Origin of the sequence: Natronoarchaeum sp. GCM10025321 (assembly GCF_042663585.1) — an archaeon.
Classification (GTDB): Archaea; Halobacteriota; Halobacteria; order Halobacteriales; family Natronoarchaeaceae; genus Natranaeroarchaeum.
In genome coordinates this window covers 1,076,717-1,092,017 of sequence record NZ_JBHTAN010000006.1, presented here as the reverse complement: position 1 = coordinate 1,092,017, position 15,301 = coordinate 1,076,717, and the positions used below count along the sequence as shown (strand labels likewise).

General features: G+C 58.5%; 15 protein-coding genes and 1 tRNA gene. 8 read left to right on the top strand and 8 right to left on the bottom strand.

Going from position 1 to position 15,301, the window contains the following annotated elements:
- Positions 1-51: 51 nt before the first annotated feature.
- Entirely contained in the window at positions 52-1,812 is a 1,761-nt protein-coding gene (locus ACFQL3_RS08425; protein WP_377053219.1) for an ATP-binding protein, read from the top strand.
- Here ACFQL3_RS08425 and tbsP read toward each other — a convergent pair.
- The gene (gene tbsP / locus ACFQL3_RS08420) at positions 1,809-2,621 is read right to left on the bottom strand and encodes a transcriptional regulator TbsP (protein ID WP_377053217.1); all 813 of its coding nucleotides are present in this window, start codon (positions 2,619-2,621) and stop codon (positions 1,809-1,811) included. The two genes, ACFQL3_RS08425 and tbsP, sit on opposite strands and share 4 nt — an antisense overlap.
- A gap of 181 nt (positions 2,622-2,802) precedes the next feature.
- On the opposite strand from tbsP, the gene ACFQL3_RS08415 reads away from it, so the two are divergent.
- From ACFQL3_RS08415 to ppk1, 6 genes are all read left to right on the top strand, one after another.
- Positions 2,803-4,263, top strand: a complete 1,461-nt coding sequence (locus ACFQL3_RS08415; RefSeq protein ID WP_377053215.1) for a DUF7289 family protein — start codon at positions 2,803-2,805, stop codon at positions 4,261-4,263.
- A gap of 46 nt (positions 4,264-4,309) precedes the next feature.
- The gene (locus ACFQL3_RS08410) at positions 4,310-4,630 is read left to right on the top strand and encodes a DUF5785 family protein (RefSeq protein WP_377053213.1); all 321 of its coding nucleotides are present in this window, start codon (positions 4,310-4,312) and stop codon (positions 4,628-4,630) included.
- A gap of 60 nt (positions 4,631-4,690) precedes the next feature.
- Entirely contained in the window at positions 4,691-5,452 is a 762-nt protein-coding gene (locus ACFQL3_RS08405; RefSeq protein ID WP_377053211.1) for a GTP cyclohydrolase III, read from the top strand.
- A gap of 85 nt (positions 5,453-5,537) precedes the next feature.
- Entirely contained in the window at positions 5,538-6,113 is a 576-nt protein-coding gene (locus ACFQL3_RS08400) for a CBS domain-containing protein (protein ID WP_377053209.1), read from the top strand.
- Positions 6,114-6,182: 69 nt separating this feature from the next.
- Positions 6,183-6,256 (top strand) — tRNA-Thr (locus ACFQL3_RS08395).
- Positions 6,257-7,363: 1,107 nt separating this feature from the next.
- Positions 7,364-9,742: a polyphosphate kinase 1 gene (gene ppk1, locus ACFQL3_RS08390; protein WP_377053207.1), complete on the top strand. Its 2,379-nt coding sequence runs from the start codon at positions 7,364-7,366 to the stop codon at positions 9,740-9,742.
- A gap of 21 nt (positions 9,743-9,763) precedes the next feature.
- Here ppk1 and ACFQL3_RS08385 read toward each other — a convergent pair whose 3' ends face one another.
- Entirely contained in the window at positions 9,764-10,450 is a 687-nt protein-coding gene (locus ACFQL3_RS08385) for a metallophosphoesterase family protein (RefSeq protein WP_377053205.1), read from the bottom strand.
- Positions 10,451-10,968: 518 nt separating this feature from the next.
- On the opposite strand from ACFQL3_RS08385, the gene ACFQL3_RS08380 reads away from it, so the two are divergent.
- Positions 10,969-11,631 carry a uracil-DNA glycosylase family protein gene (locus ACFQL3_RS08380; protein ID WP_377053203.1) on the top strand — a complete coding sequence of 221 codons (663 nt, stop codon included), beginning with the start codon at positions 10,969-10,971 and terminating at the stop codon, positions 11,629-11,631.
- 249 nt (positions 11,632-11,880) lie between these two features.
- On the opposite strand, the gene ACFQL3_RS08375 is transcribed toward ACFQL3_RS08380, so the two are convergent.
- The 6 genes from ACFQL3_RS08375 to ACFQL3_RS08350 form a co-directional block, all read right to left on the bottom strand.
- Entirely contained in the window at positions 11,881-12,147 is a 267-nt protein-coding gene (locus ACFQL3_RS08375; RefSeq protein WP_377053201.1) for a zinc ribbon domain-containing protein, read from the bottom strand.
- Positions 12,032-12,577, bottom strand: coding sequence for an HAD family hydrolase (locus ACFQL3_RS08370; RefSeq protein ID WP_377053199.1), 546 nt, complete (start codon positions 12,575-12,577; stop codon positions 12,032-12,034). The genes ACFQL3_RS08375 and ACFQL3_RS08370 overlap by 116 nt, the downstream gene beginning before the upstream one ends.
- Positions 12,578-12,658: 81 nt before the next feature.
- Entirely contained in the window at positions 12,659-12,925 is a 267-nt protein-coding gene (locus ACFQL3_RS08365) for a HalOD1 output domain-containing protein (protein WP_377053197.1), read from the bottom strand.
- A gap of 102 nt (positions 12,926-13,027) precedes the next feature.
- A complete protein-coding gene (locus ACFQL3_RS08360) occupies positions 13,028-13,624 on the bottom strand; it encodes a YIP1 family protein (RefSeq protein ID WP_377053195.1) in 597 nt (198 codons plus the stop codon).
- Positions 13,621-14,199 (bottom strand): NADPH-dependent FMN reductase, encoded by a 579-nt coding sequence (locus ACFQL3_RS08355; protein WP_377053193.1) that lies wholly within the window; start codon positions 14,197-14,199, stop codon positions 13,621-13,623. Before ACFQL3_RS08355 ends, ACFQL3_RS08360 begins: the two co-directional genes overlap by 4 nt.
- Positions 14,200-14,324: 125 nt before the next feature.
- Entirely contained in the window at positions 14,325-15,275 is a 951-nt protein-coding gene (locus ACFQL3_RS08350) for an A/G-specific adenine glycosylase (RefSeq protein ID WP_377053191.1), read from the bottom strand.
- Between the last annotated feature and the right edge of the window lie 26 nt (positions 15,276-15,301).

Genomic DNA, 15,301 nt, shown 5'->3' with positions numbered 1-15,301 from the left:
CGTGAGATACGGAGTAATGCAACACGCAGGGAATCGGGGAGGGGGTCGTAGGTGAGCGAACGCGAGCGGATCACTATCGGCGAACTGAGTACCGACGCGGGGGATGCCGTCGCTGGAACCCCGGTCCGACTTCCTGTCGTCGACGTTCTGACCGGCCGTGGCTTCGTCACCGGCAAGAGCGGTTCCGGGAAGTCGAACACTGCGAGCGTCGTCATCGAGGAGCTACTCGATTCCGGCTATCCGGTTCTGATCGTCGATACCGACGGCGAGTACTACGGCCTGAAAGAGGAGTACGAACTGCTTCACGCGGGTGCTGACGAGGAATGTGACATCCAGATCGGTCCCGCACACGCCGAGCGGATCGCCACGCTCGCGCTGGAAGAGAACGTACCGATCATCCTCGACGTCTCCGGCTATCTCGACGAGGACGTCGCCGACGAACTCCTCCGAGAGACGGCACGACACCTGTTTACCAAAGAGAAGAAGCTCAAGAAGCCGTTCTTGCTCGTCGTCGAGGAGGTCCACGAGTATCTCCCACAGAAAGGTGGTGGCGGCGAGACCGGCAAGATGCTCATCAAGATCGGTAAGCGCGGCCGGAAACACGGCCTCGGGATCATGGGGATCAGCCAGCGGCCCGCGGACGTCAAGAAGGACTTCATCACGCAGGCGAACTGGCTCGTCTGGCACCGACTGACTTGGGACAACGACACGAAAGTCGTCGGGCGGGTCGTCGAGAGCGAGTACCAGGAGTTGGTCGCCGACCTGGGCGATGGCGAGGCGTTCGTCCAGACCGACTGGACGGAAGTCGACGTTCGCCGGATCCAGTTCCGACGCAAGCGGACCTTCGACGCGGGCGCGACGCCCGGCCTCGACGACTTCGAGCGCCCGGAGTTAAAATCGGTCAGTGACTCGCTGATGGACGACCTGGCGGAGCTATCGGAGGAAGAAGAGGAACGGTCGAGTGAACTGGCTGACATGCAACAGGAACTCGACAAGAAACGGTCCCAGATCGACCAGCTCGAATCGGAACTCGATCAGGCTCGTGACGTCTCGAACGCGGCGAGACAGCTCGCTAACGCCTTTTCTCGTGGCGACGTAGCCATGACCCCCGAGGACGTCGAAGCGCGCCTCGCGGCCAAAGACGACCGGATCGAAGAACTCGAAGCACAGATCGAGGACCTGCAGACCGAACTGGGGGACGCTCATCAGCACATCGCGGAGCTAGAGACGGAGAACCAGCGGCTTCGGGACGCCACAGCGACCATTGATTTCGACGACGGGGAGGAGTCCGTCGTCCAGACCGCGTTTGCCGACTCCGAGCCAGCGGACAGCGACGACTCACCGATCGATCTACCGGATTCTCCTGAGGAGAAGACATCGTCGCTCTCGGAGAGCGAAGCGGGATCGACGGCGACGGACGTACCGAAGGGGCAGGAACAGGCTTCCCCTGACGAGAGCGACGTCGACTCCGACGTGTCCGTGTCCGAAACGATCGATCGCCTCCACTGCGAGCCGATCGTCTCCGAAATCGAGGCGGCCGCGACGCAAGTCCCGGTCGGGAACGACGAGTGTTGGCAGATCGTCGAGACGATTGCCGCGGACGGCCCGGTAGCCGTAGCTCAGATCGAATCTGCGACTGAGGTGCCCGTACAGTACGTCTGGACGTTCCTCTCGGAACTCCGGGAGCGACCGTTCATTACACGTGATCGAACGGGCCTGTACCGACTAGAGCAGGACGTACTCGAACGCGAGATAGAGTCGGTCGCCGAGCAGGAGACGCTCGAAGAACTACTGCATCGGTTCGAGGATTAGGTCAGGATCGACTGGGCGGCCGATGCGATCTGGTCGCTGTCGGCGGACTGGAGCCGTCTGTCTGCGAGTGTGAGCCGAAGTCGCGGGCGTCCGACCTCGATCGGCACTTTCTCCGTCTCGATCAGGCCCTTCTCTTCGAGCTGGGTCTTCGTCCGCGAGAACGTCGCCTTGCTGGCGACGCCCGTATCTTCGCCCCACTTGCTGATGTCGTACAGGAGCGCCTCGTTCTTGGCGGCGACGAGCAGACTGACGGTCACCTCGTCCAGTCCGTCGTCACCCCGCGCGGTTTCGAGCGAATCGAGCATCGCGCGGAAATCGCCTTCGGCGTCCTCGCCGAGGCTCTCTGCGAGGCCGTCGTTGACCTCCGAAATCGGCGGCGTCCGCAGGGAGTACTCCTCTGCATCGTCCCACTGATCGCGGTACTCCGTCCGGACATCCTCGACGAACGCGCCGTCCTCGGAGGTGAGTCCGCTCACCGACGAGTCGGTCGTGACGAGGGTCATGACGCCAGTGGCGGTGATCACTAGCGGGTTGGTCGCCAGCGAGTCACTCGCTCGGAGCGAGAGCACCCCGGCCGAGAGCAGATCCGCGGCCCTGCTGGCCACGATGAAGTCCTCCATGACGTTCTTGATCGTCGCAGCGTCGGCAAGCACGTCTACACGCGGTCCGTCTTCGTGGTCCGACAGCACGTCGATCAGATCGACGAGCGTCGCTTCGGACGGACTTACCAGTAGTAGATCGTCCGTCGTCCCCGAGAGGACGTCAGATAGTAGATCTTCGCGCGCTCGATCGAGTAAATTATTACTCATCACGGCTAATCTGTTACCCCGATACGTATTTAATTTTATCGTCTAATATCGACGCCGCGTCCTGATTAGCCACTACCCGGCAATGCACGTCCCTTTCGACAGACGGGCCGATTCCGAACATCTCCGTGCAACTGCCGGCCAGCAATTAAACATATGTACTTGGGAAGTGTACCTATCCATAATGAATGAAGATCGCGGCGTCGCCCACGTTCTCGGCGTGATACTGATGGCCGGGTTTGCGATAACGGTCGCGGCCACAGTTGCGGTCGCCGGTGCGGCGATGTTCACAGAGAGCCAGAGCGGTATCGAGACGGCGCAGGTCGAGTCGTCGTTCTCGAGTCTTGCCGCCGACGCCAGCGACCTGGAGGACGGTGACTCGGTCGAGTTCGACCTCGGGACGGCGGACGGCAACCTGGAAGTAAAGGAAGGAACTGGAAAGCTAAAGATCTACCACGTCGGGACCGACGGGACAAAAAACGTTTACAGCGACGGTGACGATCCGATTCCGATCAATTCTCTGGTCTACACGAACGAGAACGGCGACACGGTTGCGTATCAGGGCGGTGGCGTCTTCCGACAGCGTGGCTCTGGTAGTTCGCTCGTCTCAGCGCCGGACTTCTACTACCGGGACAACGCGCTCTCGTTCCCAATCCAGAAAGTCGACGGCGATATCAGCAGTAGCGGCACCCTCAGCGGTGAACTGGAACTCGAACGCGAGGACCGACACTACCCGACGGACGATGTCAACAAGAACAATCCGCTAAGCGGTGGTACTGTTTACGTCGAACTGGAAAGTGAGTACTGTCAGGGCTGGGAGGAGTATTTCAGCCAGCAGACTCGGGGTTCTATTTCTGAGGGCTGTGGAGACGGTACCGAAGGCATGGTGAAAGTCGAACTGAGTGTTCCATTCGAGCTCGGTCCGGAAGCCTTCGATCATGAAACCGCTATCGGTGCGACCGAGTACATTGATGCATCAGCCGATGATGACGATGAGTTGGCGGAAACCGAGGGTGACCACGTTTCGGCCAATACTCTCATCAAGAACAAGGCGAGCGACCGGGACGACGCTGACTACAACGAACTGCCGGATACCGTCGACGATCCAGGGTTCTACTACATCGATGACGATCTGGACAGCGCACACCACTTTGATACCAGCGACTTTGAGGACGACGAGGAAATCGAGGTGTACGTTGACGGCAACGTCATCGCCGACGGCGACGGGCTCACTGTCGAAGGAGCGGACAATCGAGTGATCTTCTATGTCGGTGGGAATTTCGATACCACCGAAGACAACAACGCAGTCGTCGGAAACGACGCCGAACCTAAGCAAACGGTGATATTTGTCTCTTCTGATGGATACGTCTTCAGCGATGGGGAAGGGAGTAAAAATCCGAAAACGGATGTGTACGCAATCGTTTACGCCCCCGATTCTGACGGATACATGCAGGCAGGCAACGAGGAATTCAAGGGGGCAGTTATCGCCGACGAGATGGAGTTCGGGAGCAGCGTCAACTCCAACAATTTCGATTACCACGAATCGATCACGGCAGGCGAGGGATTCTCCTTCGTCGACGAAGGCAGCGGCCCCGAGTTCTACTACCTCCACGTCACCGAACGGACTGTCACGGTGTCGAGCTAACTGATCCGATAGGAACGTTTTTGCCGACCCCGTCCACACGTTCGGTATGGACTGGCCCCACGACCCCGACGGAGACGAGGGCAGCGAAGGGATGCGCAAGTACGGTATCGCGATCATCGCCAAGAAGGTCGACGAAGAGGAGGACTTCCCGCTCTCCGTCGACGAGTTCGTCGAGGAACACGGCGACGAACCGATCCGGATCAACTACCAGCGAGTGGTCAGTGTGGCCGACATCTTCGAGTACGTCGAGGCCGACGAGTTCGAGTCGTTCGTCGACATGCACGGCGAACTCGGCGACGCGATGCGACGCGGTGACTTCTGGGACTACCACCCGGTCGGTGCGGACCCGGAGACCAAGCACGCATAGGGACCGACTGCACTGCGATTCAGGATACTTATGGGGTAGTCACGCCAATCACGGAATACTGTGACGAATACGCAGGTTACGCTCGTTCAGATCGACAACTACGGCCCGTGGACTGTGACGCCCGAACCGAGACGAGAGGTCGACCTCCAGACGCTCCAGTCCCAACTTTACGCCGACCTCTCACAGAAGGTCGGGGAGCGTGGGGGCTACGTCTTCTTCACCCGATTCGACAACATGATCGCCGTGACGAACGGCCTCGATGTCGAGGACCACGAACTGATCCAGGAGTCCATCGGGAACCGCTATCCGGTAAGTATCAGCCTCTCCGTCGCGACGGGTGTCTCACCCGCGGCCGCGCTGTCGGACGCCACCGAGCGGCTGCAGGATGCCGGTAGCGCACAGGACAAGGGACGCCGAGAGATCCTCGCCGGCCGGACGATCGACCTCGAGTACCGGACCGACGACGACGTCCAGATCGCTCATTTCGACGTCATCGACGCCACCGGCGAGTACACCGATCAGCTCAACGCGTTCGATAGCTTCATCGAGATCGAGCAGGGCTACGCGGCACTGATGAAGTACATGCGTCGGGAGAACGACGCGCTCTCGTTTTTCGTCGGCGGAGACAACATCATCGCCACCTGTCCGGAGTTGAGCGCCGAGCAGTACGATGCTGCGGTCGATCACGTCACCGATACCGCTGCGGTAGACCTGCGAGTTGGGGTCGGTGTCGGTCGGAACGCCCACAATGCGGGGATGGACGCCAAACACGCGCTGGAGCACGCCCGTGCGGAGGAGACGACGGTCGAATTCCGTCGGTGAGGTTTCGGGACTTAGTAACTACCGCTGCTACAAATATAAAATTGATGGGGGTAGCTTTTAGACGATAGGTGTGGTACATTCTCACATGCAGAGCGATCTGACAGTACGCGAAATCATGTCTCGTGACTTTGTCGGCGTAAGCGAGGCAGATGAGATCTCCGACGTCGCGCATGTGCTGCGCGAAGAGGAGGCATCCACGGCGGCAGTCGTCCGGGGAAGCGAACCAGTCGGGATTATCAGCGCCTTGGATCTGTTACCACTCATTCCAGACTCCAAGTCGGGGTCTACGGCGAGCGAGTATATGCGAGAGCCAGAAGCCGTACTATCGCCAAACGCCCCACTGGTGGAGGCAATCGACTGGATGTCGACGCAGGGCACCGGCCGGTTGCTCGTCACCGAGGGCGAGGAACTGGTCGGCGTGGTGACCGCTGACGACTTGTTGACCGCTACAGCATCACTGCTCGAAAACGGCTCGGAACCCCGTGAGGACACCGAGGCCGTCGCCTCGACGAGCGCCGGGGCGGTCGCCGACCGAACGGTCTCGCCAAGTCCCGGATCGGAGTACTCCAGTCAGAGCGTCTGTGAGAGTTGTGGCAGCCTGACCCAGCAACTGCAGAACTTCAACGGGCAGATGCTCTGTGCGGACTGCCGTGACGTCTGATCGCCGTCGCTCTTTCTCGTGACTCCAAGACGAAAACCACTCAAAGGGGTACCTCCTATCACAGATTGCGCCAGGGGAGCTTGGGCGGTTCAAGCACTCGACTTGTAATCGAGACTCCCGGGGTTCAAATCCCTGCCCTGGCTTGGTGTCCCGAACAATCCGTGAGGGACACCCACGTCGACAAAGTGATTTGAACGAGAGAAGTTGCAGCCTGTGGACGGAGTGAACAGGACCGTCTTCACGTAGTTCAAATCCCTGCCCTGGCTTGGTGTCCCGAACAATCCGTGAGGGACACCCACGTCGACAAAGTGATTTGAACGAGAGAAGTTGCAGCCTGTGGACGGAGTGAACAGGACCGTCTTCACGTAGTTCAAATCCCTGCCCTGGCTTGGTGCCCCGAACAATCCGTGAGGGACACCCACGGAGACGGGGTGGTCGGAGTGACCGACCCAACGATTTCTTTGGCCGACTCGACGAGGCTGAACCGGTCACTGATGACCAGACCAACTCGATATAGTCGTCGATTGAGCAGACGGAGGCTGTCGAACTCCAAAACAGTGCGCGAACGACTAAAATATAAGATAAAAGTCAGGATTAGTAACCGTGCCAGAAATGGATCTATTAAAGTATAATACGGAATCAGTGACATTAATTATTTAAATCTAATACGCCGGTATCAACGAGTAAAAACTATATACTGTACAATAGGACTATTTACTATGTTACTTATGATTGGATTACAAAGGTACCATAATGCCAAGCGCCGTTCTCTCAGAGTGTCCTACTTGTGACTCTATTCAAGTACTTGAAAGAAAGAGGAACGATCATTCGAAGGATGATTTCTTTCCAATCGTTAAGAATCACCTCCGTAATCACCCTCTAGATGAGAGCAAGGCCGCCATTCGAAAGCACCAGATAACTGATAGAACGCTTGAGCTTATTGTCACACCAGACGAGTTCGAATACCTGCCGATAGGAGAGTGGCGGAAACGGACTACCACATGGCTACCTGAGGGCGTATCATCGGGTGTCACAACGTCCGACAAACCACCTGAGTCGCCGAGTGAGAGTCCACCCCTCCAGTCCCCTACCGAGAACTGAGTGGTCGCTGTCAACCCAGGCAAACGAAATTACTAGCAATCATAGAATGACCAAAAGAAATCATATACTGCTTCCATGATTAGGTATATTCAGGCCCACGAAACCGGATATCGTTCCGTCACGTCAACTTCCCCCGGTGGGGTGATCCGGTGAGCGACAGAGACCTCAAAGACCCCGACTACTATCTCAATCGAGAACTCTCAGAACTCCTGTTTCAAAAGCGCGTTCTCCGTGAGGGAATGGACGAGCGTAATCCGCCGCTCGAGCGACTTCGGTTTCTCGCGTTCTTTACGAAGAACACTGATGAGTTCTTTATGAAACGCATCGGCGGCCTCAAACAACAGATCGATGCGGGTGTGATGGAGACGACGCCGGACGGCCGAACGCCGAAACAACAGTGGCACGAGGTGCTCGACATGGCACATCCGCTCTTTCAACAGCAGTCTGACTATTGGCAGACGACACTGAAGCCAACGCTTGCTGAAGAGGGAGTCGAGATCCGTGTCCCCGACGAACTACCGGTGGATAAGCAAAGAGAACTACGGACCGACTTCGAGAAGTCAATTCTCCCTACCCTGACACCACTCGCGTTCGACCCGGCTCACCCGTTCCCATTCATTTCGAACCTTTCGCTTTCTCTTGCTGTACTCTCGTCGGACGAGACCAGCGAATCCACGTTCACTCGAATCAAAATCCCGTCGAACCAGCCTCGATTGATAACGGTCCCTGGTGAGGCTAACCGCTATATTCTCATCGAGGATCTCATCGAAGCCAATCTCGACCTGCTACTTCCCGACCTCGATATCCAGGACGTATCGAAGTTCAAAGTGACCCGAAACGCCGAGGTACGGCGCAACGAAGAAGTTGCTGAAGATCTTATAGATAGGGTTGAGGAAGTCCTCGAACAGCGTCGCTTTGCGACAGTTGTCCGACTTGAAGTTGACGCCGATATGCCCGACAAATCGGTTTCGATCCTCAAGGAGCAACTCGATATGGATGACAAAGAGGTGTTTTATCGCGATGGACCGATCGATTTTGAGGATTTCTTCGAACTGAGTGAGCTCGACCGTCCCGACCTCAAACCGTCATCCTGGACTCCCCAACCCCACCCGAGAATTGGACCGATTACGAGTGACACTCAAGCCGGATCGATAGATATCTTCAGTGAGATTCGGAAAGAAGACATTCTTGCGCAACACCCGTATCATTCGTTTGAGGGGACTGTCCAGCGGTTTCTCGACGCAGCGGCGAACGATCCTGACGTGCTCGCAGTAAAAGCGGCTATCTATCGGACGGCAAGCGACTCGAAGGTTATTCAGAGCCTCATCGACGCCGCCGAAAACGGCAAACAGGTAGCGGTGATGGTCGAACTCAAAGCTCGGTTCGACGAAAAAAACAACCTCGAGTGGGTTCGACAACTCGAAGAGGAAGGTATCCACGTCGCCTATGGTACCGTCGGATTTAAAACCCACACCAAGACGGCGCTCGTCGTTCGTCAGGAGGACGACGGCGTCCAACTCTACTCACACGTCGGTACCGGAAACTATCACTCAGGAACAGCAAAAGGATACTCTGATGCAGGATTGTTGACTGCTGACCGCGATATCGGTCTTGATCTCACGAAGGTATTTAATTTCTTTACCGGACCCACGCTCGACGACCGTTTTCGGAAGCTATTGATCGCACCTGTGACGATGCGAGAGCGATTCACGCAGATGGTCAGAAAGGAGGCTGAAAACGCTCATGCCGGCCGTCACGCACGAATCGTGGTCAAAGTAAACGGACTCGAGGACCCCTCGATGGTCGAGGAACTCTATCGTGCCTCGATGGCTGGTGTCGAGATTGACCTGATCGTCAGGGACATCTGCCGACTCCGCCCCGGTATCGAGGGGCTGAGTGAGAACATAACCGTTCATTCTATCGTCGGCCGATTCCTCGAACACGCCCGGATATTCTACTTCGAGAACGGAGGCCAGCCTGAGTGGTACATCGGATCGGCCGATTGGATGACTCGCAACCTCGATTATCGAGTAGAGGCTATTACACCTGTGGAGGCCACACAACTGCGTAGACAACTCCGTTTCATTTTGGAAGTCTCGCTGAGGGATAATCGCCGCCGATGGGTGATGCAAAGCGACGGAAGCTATGAACAAGCGTCCCCCGATGACGGGCCGGTACGAGATATCCAAGAGACACTAATAACAGCCACAGAAGCAGCCCTCGACCGCGGCTACGGACCGGGAATAGTGGTCGATGCGGATCTAATCGAGGGGAATCTCCTCGTTGAGGATGCTACGGAGGACGAGACGACCGCTGAATCCGAGGAGTCGGACGAAGCTACTGGCGCTGATGCTGAAAACGCTCAATCGGACGGTGGACACGTGTCCGTGTTCAACGCGTATTCAGAGCAGTGGTATCGTCCTGACAGCGAGATGTACGGCTGGGCGATTCGAACGACCGATGGTGACCGTCGATATTTCAAAACGCGTGACGGCGCACGCAACCGCCTTCGTTCCGAGTATCAATAGCACCCGGGTGGGGTTACCGAGTCAGGCCGGGTCAACGACCTTTGAACTGGCCCGGTCTTGATGAGTCGTCGTCGGATTTACCGTGACGAACTCGTCGTTCCGGTAGTCGTACGCAGTGAGCGTTCCTCCATAGACACAGCCGGTATCGAGGCCGACAGCGTAGTTTCTTTCCACCGGGTGGTCATGAACAGTGTGACCGAAAAACACACGGTAGGGACCATCGTATTCGTCGTACCAGAACGGTCCGGCGTACCCATCGCCGTGTGGTGCACGCATCGTCAACAGCTCTTCCACAGTGTGGTCGTCAAGTGCTCGTTCCGGGTCAATGCCGCCATGGATAACGAGAGTATCGTCAAAAGAGATCGCGACTGGAAGCGATTCGAAGTACTCTTGATCACCATTACGGAGCCACTCAGGGTTCTTGTCTCCCCGCACGATTTTTTGCTCGTTGTTTCCGCGGATACTGACAAGACGCGGATCGTCGCGAACCAGATCGATGACTCCGGGGCTGTTCGGTCCCTTTCTGACCAAATCGCCGACAAAGACGACGAGGTCGTCGGCGGTTAACTCGAGTTCGATAAGCAGATCCTCAAGCGCTGACTGGCTTCCATGGACGTCTCCGACGATGTAGACCTGATCGTATCCATCGATGTCAAACCGCTGGTGGTGTGCTTCGACATCATGATTGAATTGGGGCGGTATAGTCATTGAATTGAAATTTAAAGCGGCTTCTCGAAGGACTTCGGCTTCGTAATGAAAACTGTCCGCGTTCGGATTAATAAGTTTCTAATAGATGGCAATACTCCTATATATCTCTCGGTAATTTTCAAGAGTATCGGGACTATCGCGTGGCATTGGTGAATACCCGTCATTGGGGTATCGTTCGTCGCGATTATACGGACTATCTACTTTCGATTGGTAAACGGCGAGGAGATGGACCCGAGAAATCTCCTCGGATCGTACACATCCAGATACTGGAAGCAGTTACCCCCGGATAGTCCCCGGAGGGATTGCGGACAATCTGTCCGACCTATGGAGAGACTATCGAGCGATAACGCACTATCAGGGCGGGCCCGCCGTGGGGAGTTGTTTGGTAGTCGCTGTCAGTATTCTCGTTGCCGCAGGTGTCAATATTTCGGCCAATTAGCAAGTGGTAACTACGCCGACAACCCCTTGCTTTGCGCGAACCGGTCCGGTTTTATTGTCCTGAGACGTAGCCGCTTCGCGTGGAAAACGTAACAGATCGGACGAGTAATCCGTTCGGGATGCAGCCTCCGTGTGAGGTTCCCTGTGAGGGTGATGGATCGGACGCAGTGTACGGATACGGCGATGCGAATGCCGACTTCCACCTGATCGGCGACTGCCCGGCCGTCCACGGCGGCGAAGGGAGTGGTATTCCGTTCACCGGCAGCGAGGCGGGCGAACAACTACTGTCAGTGTTCGCTGACGTCGACCTGGTCGATCCGGACGCGGAGTCGGACCCACGAGTTTCGGACCTGTTCTGTAGCTATCTCCACATGTGCTGTCTGCCGGAGGGTGATCGCCATTCTGAGCGCCAGTACGCCCGACTCGAACCGTTCTTCGACGCCGAACTTCGCGCAATCTCGGCCCACGTCCTCCTGCCAGTGGGCGAGAGAGCGACGCGCCGCGTCTTCGAGTCATACACCGCACGACCGGTGGGCGAAGCGCTTGATATGGAGGAGTTACACGCCTCTGAACTCCGTGGAAGCGGGTTTCTCGTGGTGCCGATTGCCGACCCGACCGACTGGGGCGGGAACGAGCGAGAACAGTTGCTTTCTCGGATGCGATCGATCCTCGCGTCTGACTATCGCCAGGCGTCGGAACTCGGTCGATTCGTCGCGACGCAGGATCAGTACATCGTTCGTTGACCTCCTCCCACGGTTGAACCCGTGGGATTCCCCGATGGGGATATTAAGGTTGCGCGTTTCCTTGGCGGCTCAAAAACGCTTTCGCGTGGCCAGCGTCACAGGTCGCCGCTCGATTATTACCACGAGCGTGCTTTACAGCGCGTGTAGCTCGGTCAAACGAGCCTTCCCACCTGCACATGGTAGGCGTCTGCGAAGCAGACGGCACGGTTTTCAGCGTGCTGGGCCGCACGGTTCGCGTCACCGTTAGTGCTACGCCGTGCATGGATCACCCTCTCTTTGACTGATGTTCTCAGCCGCGTTCAAATCCGCGTGTCTCACGTACCCACAGTGCGGGCACTTGAACTGGCTCCCGTCACGGCCCACAAGTTCATCACACTGACTGCACTCCTGACTCGTGTTCCTATTTGAGCAGGTCGTCGACGGCCCTGTATGCGATGTCGGCCCGGTCCGCTGTCGTCGCGTCACGTGGGGAATCGCCGACGAACACCGGGCGCTCGACCGTCGCTGGCAGTCCATCGATCGTAGCCAGTAGCGGTTCTGGATCGGGTTTCTGCCCCGGGACGGAGTCGCGCCCGATGACCGCCGCGACGTCTGCGTCGAGACCGTGCGTCTCCAGGGCCATGCGCACGGCTGATTCGGAGTTGAGCGAGCAGACGCCAACGGGAACAGAGTGGTCGCTCACGCGATCAGCAAGCGGTAGCCGTCGAGAAGATGTCGCCCCCGCTCGTTCGTGCCGACTGATCGTCCGTTCGACTTCCGCTGCGATATCGTGTGAGTCGGCGGCGAGAAAGAGACTCCAGAGACCGCCGTCGCCGTCGACGTCGTCTACGTCATGCTCGTCGTAGACGGCTTGTACGTCCCGTGTTACCGCTCCCCAGTCGACGTCGAGTCGGACGAGGGTCCCGTCGAGATCGTATACGACTGCGTCGTACTGGTCGTCGAGCATACACTACACTTGGCGAGACGCATTCAAAGACACTTCGGCATCGAGGCTGATACTGTCGTCAGGACCGGCCGGGCCGCTTCGCTACTGGGGCTCTACGGCCTGCGGAGTGAGGTGGACCCGCCCAGTGCTCGTCACCTCGACTTTGTAGCCGTTCGTAGTGAACTGGACTTTCCCGTGGCGCTCCGATTCGGATCCCTCGACGGGTGCAAAGAGAGCGTCGAGCGCGTCCGGATCGAGCGCCTCGTACAGAGGGTCCAGTTCCAGAGGATCGACCTCTTTCGCATCCGCGAGCGCATGGACAACCGTCGTACTGACCGACTCCTGCCCTTGCGGATCGATTGTAGTCATCGTATCCCACCTATACCTTTGGAGATAAAAAACTGACGTGGGATCTCGTAACAGTTTTAGATCTCAGCTCTTTCGGTTTTGGGATGCCATATCTCTCGGGCGTTAGATAATGTACCAGCGGGCGAGCAGGGTCGTGAGAGCGTCGAAGGTCCGGAAGCCGTATCCGAACGCGAGCGACGCGGGAACGATGCCGACGAGCAGACTTCGCTCGAAGCTAATCCCGTGGACTTCCGAGAGCCCGATGAGTAACAGGACGAACGAGTATCCGCCTGCGAGGACGCGTACCTCGGGCACCGGAACCCCAGCGAGGACACACGGAGCGGCCGAATAGCCGAGTAGCTGTACAGTCTCGCTGACTCCGGCACGGTCGGCCGCGACCGGGATCAGAAACACCGTCTGTAAGGCGGCGATCAGGTGGAGAGCCGCCGGTGTCAGAAACAGCACTGCGGCCGAGATCCAGAGTATCGCGGACAGTACCGGATAGCCACCCAGCGCCGGTAGCGGGTTCCCGCTGAGCAGGAGGCGCAGAGTTTCAGAGACCAGAACGACGCCCATCGCGAACAGGAGCCCCGGAGCCTGTTCGCCGGGGACGATGCTGGTGCGGAAGAACTCTCTCGGGGACAGAACTACCGACGGCCAGGCGCTGAGGAGCGCCGAGAAGAGCCCACCACGCTTTCCTGGCTGTACTGTCTCGCTCATCGGGCACCGACGTTCTCCTCGCTCTCGAAGGAAGCGGGATCGGGCCGAATATCGGCGTACTGTACGAGGCGTCGACCGAGCGTCGAGACGCGGTTCGCGAGTTCCTCGTCGACGAACTCGCCGCCCTCGAACGCCTGGGAGGCCTGTGGGACGACCGCCTGGTACGGGAGTACCCAGGCGTCGAGCGCGCGACACACCGAGCGTAGATGGTCGAGCGCCGTGACCGGAAACCGCCCGCCTGCAACCGCCAGTAGCCCGACGGATCTGTCTTCGAACTCGTCGAACCCGCAGTAATCGAGCGCGTTCTTCAGCGGCGCGGAGTACGACCCGTGATACATTGGCGTTCCAAGCAAGATTGCGTCCGCCTGCCGAACCCGATCAGTTAGTGCTTCGGCGTCCCCGGCGCTTGGTTCGTCGGCGTCGAACACCGGCAGATCGAGTTCTCGGAGATCGATCAGATCGATCGTCGCACCGGTGGCCTCCGCGCCGGCGAGGGCGACCAGCAACGCGTTCCTGGTGTGGCTCTCCTCCCGAAGGCTCCCGCAGATCGCGACGACGTGTGGCAACTCGTCCATAGCGTGGAGTCGTCCTCGGCAGTCAAAAACCGTGTGGTACCTGTCGTTTCCAGGGCGTTGCCGTGGAACTGTAGACATCCCGTTCGGTGGTGCGCCGGAGGCTTTCGCGGCCCATATATTTCACATCAAGACTGAAGCGTTGCGACTGTCTCCTCGCCCCCGTCCTCTATCTCGACGAGTTCGTCGTCCGAGAGGTCCTCGAGGAGTCCGCGAAGCCACTCACGGCCGTACTCCCCGTCGGGGGCGTAGTCGACGCGGATCCGGTGGCCGAGCGTATCAAGATCCATCTCCTCGTGTTCGCCGAGCAGTCGAACGATCCGGCCGCGGAACTGCCGACGACTGCCCTCGAAACTCGGCTGTGTCGGAACGTCCGGCGCGGTGAAATCGCCCGTCGCGTAAGCGTGACAGCGGTCGCGCCACGGACAGCCAGCGGCGTCACAGGAGGGCGTCTTCTCGCAGGCAACTCCACCCAGTTCCATGATCGCGTTGTTCCAGACCTGCGATTCGCCGTCGGGCATGAGCGCCTGCGCTGCGGCCTCGAACGCTCCGTCGTCGTCCTCGACGTCGAACGCCCGATAGAGCACACGCTTGACGTTTGTGTCGACGACCGCATCGCCGTTGTTGAAGGCGAAACTGGCGACGGCGTTGCCAGTGTATGGGCCGACACCCTGTAGCTCCTGTAGCGCCTCGGGATCGGTGGGGAACTCGCCGTCGTACGCCGATTCGATCTGATTGGCAGCCTCGTGGAGGTAGCGGGCGCGGTTGTTGTAGCCGAGGCTGTGATCGCTCCAGAAGCCGACGACATCGGAGCGGTCGGCCGCCGCGAGCGCCGCCGTCGTCGGCCATCGGTCTACGAACTCCTCCCACGCGCTCTCGACCCGGGACAGTTGGGTCTGCTGGCTCATGATCTCGGAGACGAGAATCTCGTACGGATCGGTCGTCTCCCGCCACGGGAACGAACGGTGGTCGGACTCGTACCACCCGATCAGGGCCGAACGAACCGCCTCGGGGTCGTCCGGGAGCGACTGCCCGCCGGGGAACGGGCCATCGTCGGTCGACGCCGCGTCGTCTGTCATTGGCAGCCATTGGGACGGCATCGGTT